Genomic DNA, 7312 nt, shown 5'->3' with positions numbered 1-7312 from the left:
GTGGTGCAACACCCACCCAAGCGTGCACAGCAACCGTCACGTCAGGCCAAGGCCGAGGCGCAACCAGCGCTCAAGTTCGATGTTAAATATGCCAGCTATGAGCATCCGCCTTTGGGCCTGCTGACCAATCCGATCGAGATCCAGCGCCATCACCTCAGCGACGAGGCTTTGGAAGAAAATGCGCGGATGCTGGAAAGCGTACTGGACGACTACGGCGTGAAGGGCGAGATCGTGTCGGTTCGACCCGGTCCTGTCGTGACCATGTATGAACTGGAGCCTGCGCCGGGCTTGAAAGCCTCGCGCGTTATTGGCCTGTCCGATGATATCGCCCGTTCCATGTCGGCTCTGTCGGCGCGTGTTTCCACTGTGCCGGGCCGGTCGGTTATCGGGATCGAATTGCCAAACGAGAACCGCGAAAAGGTCGTTCTGCGCGAAATTCTGTCGCATCGTGATTTCGGTGATGGCAACCAGAAACTGCCATTGGCGCTGGGCAAGGATATCGGAGGTGAGCCGATCATCGCCAACCTTGCAAAGATGCCTCACCTCTTGATTGCGGGCACCACGGGTTCGGGTAAGTCCGTGGCGATCAACACGATGATCCTGTCGCTGCTCTACAAGCTGACGCCGGAAGAGTGCCGGATGATCATGATCGACCCCAAGATGCTGGAACTGAGCGTCTATGACGGCATCCCGCATTTGCTGTCGCCTGTTGTGACCGACCCCAAGAAGGCGGTTGTCGCCTTGAAATGGGTCGTGGGCGAGATGGAAGAACGCTATCGCAAGATGTCCAAGATGGGTGTGCGCAACATAGACGGTTTTAATGGCCGCGTGAAAGACGCCCTTTCCAAGGGTGAAATGTTCAGCCGGACGGTGCAGACCGGATTTGATGATGAGACGGGTGATCCGATCTTCGAGACCGAGGAATTCCAGCCGGAGGTGCTGCCTTATATCGTGGTCATCGTCGATGAGATGGCCGATCTGATGATGGTCGCGGGCAAGGAGATCGAGGCCTGCATCCAGCGTCTGGCGCAAATGGCGCGCGCCTCGGGGATTCACCTGATCATGGCAACACAGCGTCCTTCGGTGGATGTGATCACCGGTACGATCAAGGCGAACTTCCCGACGCGGATTTCCTTTCAGGTGACCTCGAAAATCGACAGCCGTACCATTCTGGGTGAAATGGGAGCCGAACAGCTTCTGGGCATGGGTGACATGCTTTACATGGCGGGCGGTTCCAAGATCACCCGCGTGCATGGCCCTTTCGTCAGCGACGAAGAAGTCGAAGAGATCGTCAACCACCTCAAAGGCTTTGGTCCGCCGGAGTATATGTCGGGTGTGGTCGAAGGGCCACCGGATGATCAGGAAAGCAGTATTGATATGGTGCTTGGCCTTGGTGACGGGTCAGACAGCGAAAACGCGCTCTATGACACTGCGGTCGCGATCGTGATCAAGGATCGCAAATGCTCGACCTCTTATATCCAGCGCAAACTGGCGATCGGCTATAACAAAGCCGCGCGTCTGGTGGAGCAGATGGAAGACGAGGGCGTCGTGAGTGCTGCAAACCACGTGGGCAAGCGCGAGATTCTGGTGCCGGAACAACACTGAGATCCGTGACCCAGATCAAGGTGCGGGAAAGGCCGGATCGGTACTGTCGGGGCAATCAAAGAAGGAAATCGCCCATGTACAAGAATATACTCGTTCCCGTGTCGTTCGAAGCCGACCGCAATGCGCAAGGTGCCATGGAAGTGGCCCAGGCATTGCGCACCGAGGGCGGCAAAGTCACCTGTCTGCACGTCATGGAGCACTTGCCCAAATATGCGATCGAGTATCTGCCGGAGGGTCATATGGAGGCCGCGAAAGCGGATATCGTCGAAGGACTGAAATTGCTCGTCGATGGTGTCGACAATGCGTCCACTGTTGTGGTCGAGGGCCATTCATCCCGCACCATTCTGGCACATGCCGAGAATAACGATGTCGATCTGATCATCATAGCCAGCCACCAGCCGGGCATGCAGGATTACCTGCTGGGGTCGACTGCCGCCAAAGTGGTGCGCCACGCAAAATGCGCGGTGCATGTGCTGCGATAGTTCTGGCGCAAGGTTGATTGCGCTGCTACGCCAGCGCCATGCCCGTTTTATCTGACAACATTCGCGGTGCGATCATGATGATGGGTGCGATGTGCGCCTATACGTTCAACGACGCTTTCATGAAGGCGTTGGCAGATGAGATTCCGTTGTTTCAGGCGATCTTTTTCCGAGGACTGGGCGCGGTGATTTTCCTTGCGATACTATGCAGGATATTTGGACAGTTGCGTTTCCGGTTTCCGGCGCGGGACTGGGGCCTGCTGGTATTGCGCACAGCAGGTGAATTGGGCGGGACGTTCTTTTTCCTGAGTGCGTTGTTCAATATGCCTATCGCCAATGTGAGCGCGATTTTGCAGGTGCTTCCCCTGAGCGTCAGTCTGGCTGCCGCCTTGTTTCTGGGCGAGGCGGTGGGCTGGCGCAGGCTGACCATGATTTTCGTGGGCTTTGTCGGGGTCATGCTGATCATTCAGCCCGGCGGCGCGGACTTCAGTATCTATAGCCTCTATGCCCTTGCCGCAGTCGCCTGTGTCACGTTGCGCGATGTCGCGGTGCGGCGCATGTCGCGGAATGTGCCGTCTGTTTTTGTCGCGCTGGTTGCGGCCGTTGGCGTCACTGGCCTTGGCGGGGTCGGGTCTCTTTTCATCGAATGGCAGCCGTTTACAACCACCTCCGGATTACAGTTGGCAGGCGCGATGTCGTTTCTGATCTTTGGCTACATCGCATCAGTCAGCGCAATGCGTTTCGGCGACATCGGCTTCGTGGCCCCGTTTCGCTATACCAGCCTGTTGGTCGCGTTGGTCCTTGGGGTGTTGGTGTTCGATGAATGGCCGAATGCCCTTGCGCTGACAGGGGGCGCGATCGTTGTGGCGACGGGGATTTTCACGCTCTATCGCGAGAAACAGCTTCGGATCCGGCCCAGATTTGTGCCCGATCGCATCCGGTAGGCTTAGTCAGCGGTACCGAAGAAGACACCGTCCACATCCATGTCAAAGTCCCCGCGTGCCTGTCCTGTCGCCGATCCAAAAACAGCGTCGCCGCCGCCAAAATCGTCGTAGACATCACCATCAAGCGTCAAGAGCATCTGGCTGCCGACCGCAACACCTTCATTGTCCACGCCGGTGATATCGCCTGATGCAAAGGCATCCAGCCGTCCACCGGTTTGTGCGCCATCAATGTTAAGCGTGCCGTCAAAGCGTTGGTTGGGCATCCCGTTGGGATCAATCAGGTTGATATTGGAAACATTCCCTCCGATGTCGCCATCACCGAAATCCACCCGCATCGCCATATCGCCAAGGATGCTGCCTTGGGCATCTCCGCTGACGTCCGCACCAAGCTGGCCGCGATAGGTCACGCCTCCGGTTGGTAGATTGGTGGTGCTGGTCAGGGGCAGGGCGCTGATCCTCTGGGCTTCGTCGAAGGCGCGATCGACATCAAAGGCGCTGACGGTCGGTTCATTGGGGATAGCTGCACAGGCAGATATGGCGGCAAGGGCAAACAGGGTGGTCGTGATCCGGATCATCTGGAGCTCCATCAAAATGTGTTGCATTGGGTGGCGCAAAGTCTGCGCCTGTGCATCCACAGATGGATCAGAGCCGTTCCGCTAAGCAATAAAGCCTCATTGCTATGGGATAACGGTTGTTGATATCGGCCTTGTCATGGGGGTAGACCGCAGGGGACCGGCTGAGGTGGCAAACGGCCTCGCTCCCCCTGTTGACAGGCATAAAGACTCCACCTATACGCCGCTCATCCGGGCTGAGGGAAAACCCTCGCCGTCCCGATATCATACCACGTAGTGGCCAAGAACAGGGCAATTTTGTCGTCCTGTTCCTCTGGAGCTCACCGCACCGAACCTCCGGTAAGGGTTCGACTGCGGAATTTTTGTGCTTTCCGAACCGGAAGCATGTTTTGAAACCCGCGTTTGCCGGACGCAACATGTGAATAGATGGGAACATCAAACGATGCCAACGATTCAGCAGCTGATCCGCAAGCCGCGCCAGCCAAAAGTCACACGATCCAAGTCGCTCCACATGGAGGGATGCCCACAGAAACGCGGTGTTTGCACGCGCGTTTATACAACGACACCCAAAAAGCCGAACTCGGCCATGCGTAAGGTCGCCAAAGTGCGCCTGACAAACGGCTTCGAGGTCATCTCTTATATCCCGGGTGAAAGCCACAACCTTCAGGAACACTCTGTGGTTCTGATCCGTGGCGGCCGTGTAAAAGACCTTCCAGGTGTGCGTTACCACATCCTGCGCGGTGTGCTTGATACACAAGGTGTCAAAGACCGTAAGCAACGTCGTTCGAAGTACGGCGCGAAGCGTCCTAAGTAAGGAAGAGATCAGATGTCACGTCGTCACGCCGCTGAAAAACGCGAAGTTCTGCCAGACGCAAAGTTTGGCGATATCGTTCTGACAAAGTTCATGAACAACCTGATGGTTGATGGCAAGAAAGCCGTCGCCGAACGCATCGTCTACAACGCATTCGATCGCGTTGAGGACAAAATCAAGAAGTCCCCGGTCGAGGTCTTCCACGAGTGCCTTGAGAACATCAAGCCTTCCGTTGAAGTGCGCTCGCGCCGCGTCGGTGGTGCGACATATCAGGTCCCCGTCGAAGTGCGCCCCGAGCGCCGCGAAGCGCTGGCGATCCGCTGGCTAATCGCTGCTGCGAAAAAGCGCAACGAAAACACCATGGAAGAGCGCCTTGCGGGCGAGCTGATGGATGCGGTCAACGGCCGCGGCACAGCCGTCAAAAAGCGTGAAGACACCCACAAAATGGCCGACGCGAACAAAGCGTTCAGCCACTATCGCTGGTAAGAGGAAAGCACCAAAATGGCACGCGATTACCCCCTCGAACTGTATCGCAACTTTGGCATTATCGCGCACATTGACGCCGGTAAGACCACATGTTCCGAACGGATCCTGTTTTACACGGGCAAATCCCACAACCTCGGCGAAGTGCATGATGGCGCGGCTACCATGGACTGGATGGAGCAAGAGCAGGAACGTGGCATCACGATCACTTCCGCTGCGACAACCACGTTCTGGGAGCGCACGGAAAACGGCGTCGAGCCAGACAGCCCCAAGCACCGCATGAACATCATCGACACCCCCGGCCACGTTGACTTCACCATTGAAGTCGAACGGTCTTTGGCCGTTCTTGACGGTGCGGTCACTGTTCTTGACGCAAACGCTGGCGTTGAACCGCAAACCGAGACTGTATGGCGTCAGGCCGACCGCTACAAAGTTCCGCGTATGGTTTTCGTCAACAAGATGGACAAAATCGGCGCTGACTTCTTCAAGTGTGTCACAATGATCGAAGAGCGCACCGGTGCCCGCGCGATCCCGATCGCTATTCCAATTGGCGCAGAGACCGAGCTGGAAGGCCTGATCGATCTCGTGACCATGGAAGAGTGGTTGTGGCAGGGCGAAGACCTTGGTGCGTCCTGGATCAAGGCGCCGATCCGCGAAAGCCTGCAGGCGCAGTGCGCCGAATGGCGTGAAAAGCTGATCGAAGCTGCGGTCGAGCAAGACGACGTTGCGATGGAAGCCTACCTTGAGGGCAATGAGCCTGACGTAAAAACGTTGCGCGCTTTGATCCGCAAAGCATGTTTGTCTTTGTCTTTCGTGCCTGTTCTGGGCGGGTCTGCATTCAAGAACAAAGGTATTCAGCCATTGTTGAACGCCGTTGTTGACTATCTGCCAAGCCCGCTCGACGTTGTCGATTACATGGGCTTCAAGCCCGGTGACGAGACAGAAACACGGAACATTCCACGTCGTGCCGATGATGACATGGCGTTCTCCGGTCTTGCGTTCAAAATCATGAACGACCCGTTTGTGGGCTCCCTGACGTTTACCCGGATCTACTCCGGTAAGCTCAAAAAGGGTGACAACATGCTCAACTCCACCAAGGGGAACAAAGAACGTGTCGGCCGTATGATGATGATGCACTCCAATAACCGCGAAGAAATCGATGAGGCATTTGCCGGCGATATCATCGCGTTGGGTGGTCTGAAGAACACGACAACAGGTGACACGATCTGTGATCCTCAGGATCCTGTTGTTCTGGAAACAATGACGTTCCCGGAACCTGTGATCGAGATCGCCGTCGAGCCGAAGACAAAGGCCGACCAGGAAAAGATGGGCCTTGCCTTGCAGCGCCTGTCTGCCGAGGATCCATCCTTCCGCGTGGAAACTGATATCGAAAGCGGTCAGACCATCATGAAGGGCATGGGCGAATTGCACCTCGACATTCTGGTCGATCGCATGAAGCGCGAGTTCAAGGTCGAGGCCAACATCGGTGCGCCACAAGTGGCTTACCGCGAGACGATCGGTCACGAAGTCGAGCATACGTATACCCACAAGAAGCAATCTGGTGGGTCTGGTCAGTTCGGCGAAGTGAAGATGATCATTTCCCCGACAAAGCCCGGTGAAGGTTTCTCATTCGAGAGCCGCGTTGTTGGTGGTTCGGTGCCGAAGGAATACATCCCTGGTGTCGAAAAAGGCATCCGATCTGTCATGGACAACGGCCCATTGGCCGGGTTCCCCGTGATCGACTTCAAGGTTGCCTTGATCGACGGTAAGTTCCACGACGTGGACTCTTCCATCATGGCGTTCGAAATCGCGGCCCGTATGTGTATGCGTGAAGGCATGCGCAAAGCTGGCGCAAAACTGCTCGAGCCGATCATGAAGGTTGAAGTTGTCACACCGGAAGAACACACCGGCGGGATCATCGGTGACCTGACATCACGTCGCGGTATGGTGCAGGGTCAGGATACACGCGGCAACGCGATCGTGATCGACGCAATGGTGCCTCTGGCGAATATGTTCGGCTACATCAACACGCTGCGCTCCATGTCTTCGGGCCGGGCGCAGTTCACGATGCAGTTTGACCACTATGATCCGGTGCCAAGCAACATCTCTGAAGAGATCCAGTCGAAATACGCATAAGTGGTGCGGCGGGGCAGGCCCCGCCCTACCCAACACCCCGTAGGGCGGGGCCTGCCCCGCCGCCAAAACCTAAATTTGAAGGAGCCACATCATGGCAAAGGCAAAGTTTGAACGTAATAAGCCGCACGTGAACATTGGCACGATTGGCCACGTTGACCACGGCAAGACGACGCTGACAGCGGCGATCACGAAGTACTTCGGTGATTTCCAGGCGTATGACCAGATCGACGGCGCGCCGGAAGAGAAAGCGCGCGGGATCACGATCTCGACCGCGCACGTTGA

The 7312-nt window shown here is 56.6% G+C and carries 8 protein-coding genes; 7 read left to right on the top strand and 1 reads right to left on the bottom strand.

Annotated features, from left to right (window positions below; all coding sequences use genetic code 11):
• From R6T97_RS02045 to R6T97_RS02035, 3 genes are all read left to right on the top strand, one after another.
• Positions 1–1605 (top strand): DNA translocase FtsK (locus R6T97_RS02045; RefSeq protein WP_410347647.1); only part of this gene is annotated, 1605 nt, incomplete at its 5' end.
• Between the two features lie 74 nt (positions 1606–1679).
• The gene (locus R6T97_RS02040) at positions 1680–2087 is read left to right on the top strand and encodes a universal stress protein (protein WP_410347646.1); all 408 of its coding nucleotides are present in this window, start codon (positions 1680–1682) and stop codon (positions 2085–2087) included.
• 38 nt (positions 2088–2125) lie between these two features.
• Positions 2126–3028: a DMT family transporter gene (locus R6T97_RS02035; protein WP_410347645.1), complete on the top strand. Its 903-nt coding sequence runs from the start codon at positions 2126–2128 to the stop codon at positions 3026–3028.
• A gap of 2 nt (positions 3029–3030) precedes the next feature.
• Here R6T97_RS02035 and R6T97_RS02030 read toward each other — a convergent pair whose 3' ends face one another.
• The gene (locus tag R6T97_RS02030; RefSeq protein ID WP_410347644.1) at positions 3031–3603 is read right to left on the bottom strand and encodes a hypothetical protein; all 573 of its coding nucleotides are present in this window, start codon (positions 3601–3603) and stop codon (positions 3031–3033) included.
• 439 nt (positions 3604–4042) lie between these two features.
• On the opposite strand from R6T97_RS02030, the gene rpsL reads away from it, so the two are divergent.
• From rpsL to R6T97_RS02010, 4 genes are all read left to right on the top strand, one after another.
• Positions 4043–4414 carry a 30S ribosomal protein S12 gene (gene rpsL, locus R6T97_RS02025; RefSeq protein ID WP_072901927.1) on the top strand — a complete coding sequence of 124 codons (372 nt, stop codon included), beginning with the start codon at positions 4043–4045 and terminating at the stop codon, positions 4412–4414.
• Positions 4415–4426: 12 nt separating this feature from the next.
• The gene (rpsG, locus tag R6T97_RS02020) at positions 4427–4897 is read left to right on the top strand and encodes a 30S ribosomal protein S7 (RefSeq protein WP_342069679.1); all 471 of its coding nucleotides are present in this window, start codon (positions 4427–4429) and stop codon (positions 4895–4897) included.
• A gap of 15 nt (positions 4898–4912) precedes the next feature.
• Positions 4913–7030 (top strand): elongation factor G, encoded by a 2118-nt coding sequence (fusA, locus tag R6T97_RS02015; RefSeq protein ID WP_410347643.1) that lies wholly within the window; start codon positions 4913–4915, stop codon positions 7028–7030.
• Between the two features lie 91 nt (positions 7031–7121).
• Positions 7122–7312: GTP-binding protein (locus tag R6T97_RS02010; protein ID WP_410347642.1), on the top strand; the 191-nt coding region annotated here is incomplete at its 3' end.

Origin of the sequence: Yoonia sp. (assembly GCF_046498525.1) — a bacterium.
Taxonomy (GTDB): domain Bacteria; phylum Pseudomonadota; class Alphaproteobacteria; order Rhodobacterales; family Rhodobacteraceae; genus Yoonia.
This window is presented reverse-complemented; position numbering and strand designations above follow the sequence as displayed.